Genomic DNA, 1,494 nt, shown 5'->3' on the forward strand with positions numbered 1-1,494 from the left:
GCACTACGGCATGCACACATCTGATGCGACCGATTGACTCGGGTACCAAGGCTGGGATTCCAGAATCGGCAATCCATGTGATTCCTATTGCGGCACTTCGGTTTGGGTGGAGGTGCCGGTATGTTGTCGCGGATTGACTGGACGTTGGGCCGGTTCGGGGATCGTCGCCTCGATAAAGGGGGGCGACGCTTGTCGGACGCATGGTTGCGGGCAAGGATGTGTGCCTGCGGCGGCTTTCCCGAGGGGATCGTGCGCTGGAAGTGCGGTTCAACCGCTTTCTGGGCCATGACAAGGTGACAACGGAGCGGATCATCGAAAGCTGGAGCGAAAGCACGGTTGCGGCGGTGAGAGGCCGCCATGTGCTGGCGATCCAGGACACCAGCGAGATCCACTTCAACACCACCGCACGACGCCGACGCGGGCTGGGAGAAATCGGCAAGGGCAATAATCACGGCGTGCTGCTGCACCCGCTGCTGGCGGTGGATGCGGACAATGGCACTTGTCTGGGACTTCTGAGCGGCGAGGTGTGGACGCGTGAGGGCCGCCGGACCGTCTCGCATGACAGCCGCGACCTGTCAGACAAGGAATCGCAGCGCTGGCTCACCACAGCCCTTGCGGCCAAGCCGCTGCTCGCGGGCGCCGCAATGGTGACCCTGCTTGGTGACCGCGAGAGCGATATTTTTGCTCTTTATGCCGGCGCGGCCGAGCAAAACCACCACGTGATCGCTCGCAGCATGCATGATCGCAAGTTGGCTGACGCGACGGGTCTGTACGTGGCCATCGACGCCATGGCGCCGGTGCAGCGGCGCACCGTCCAATTGCCCGCACGTGCGCAACGGCCTGCACGTCAGGCGGATCTCGAACTTCGCTTCGGCGCGATCGAGCTTGCCCGACCTCAGAGCAAGTTCCTGCGAAACTTGCCGAAAAGCCTGCCGCTCGCCATCGTTGACGTTCGCGAGATCAATGCCGGTCCCGACGTCGAACCGCTGCATTGGCGTCTCATCACCTCGCATAAGGTCGCCAATGCAGACGATGGTTGGCGCATCGTCGATTGGTATAAGCAGCGCTGGATCATCGAGCAGTTCTTCCGCGTCCTCAAGACACAGGGCTTCAAGCTCGAGGATAGCCAGATCGGCATCGCCGAGCGGCTTCTCAAATTGGTCGCCATCGCTGCTAAAGCCGCGGTCATTACCATCCAGCTCCTGCAGGCGCGCAACGGTGGCCAGCAGGGCATCGCCACGACCTTTAACAGCAATGAGATCGCCACCTTGAGAGCCCTCAATCAGCTGCTCGAGGCCAGAACCAAAAAGCTGAAGAATCCACACCTGCCCGACACCCTCGCTTGGGCCGCATGGATCATCGGTCGCCTCGGCGGCTGGGACGGCTACCGGTCGTCCAAGCCGCCAGGCCCCATCACCTTCAAAACCGGCCTCGAATACTTCCATGCCGTCGCTGCAGGATGGAGCCTCAGAGATATGTGCATGCACTAGTGCG

Annotated in this window: 1 protein-coding gene; it reads left to right on the plus strand. The window is 61.7% G+C overall.

Features of this window, described 5'->3' with window-relative positions:
- Positions 1-200 precede the first annotated feature (200 nt).
- Positions 201-1,490: an IS4 family transposase gene (locus H8A95_RS42980; protein ID WP_229188443.1), complete on the plus strand. Its 1,290-nt coding sequence runs from the start codon at positions 201-203 to the stop codon at positions 1,488-1,490.
- Positions 1,491-1,494: the final 4 nt, after the last annotated feature.

This window comes from Bradyrhizobium oropedii, assembly GCF_020889685.1.
Taxonomy (GTDB): domain Bacteria; phylum Pseudomonadota; class Alphaproteobacteria; order Rhizobiales; family Xanthobacteraceae; genus Bradyrhizobium; species Bradyrhizobium oropedii.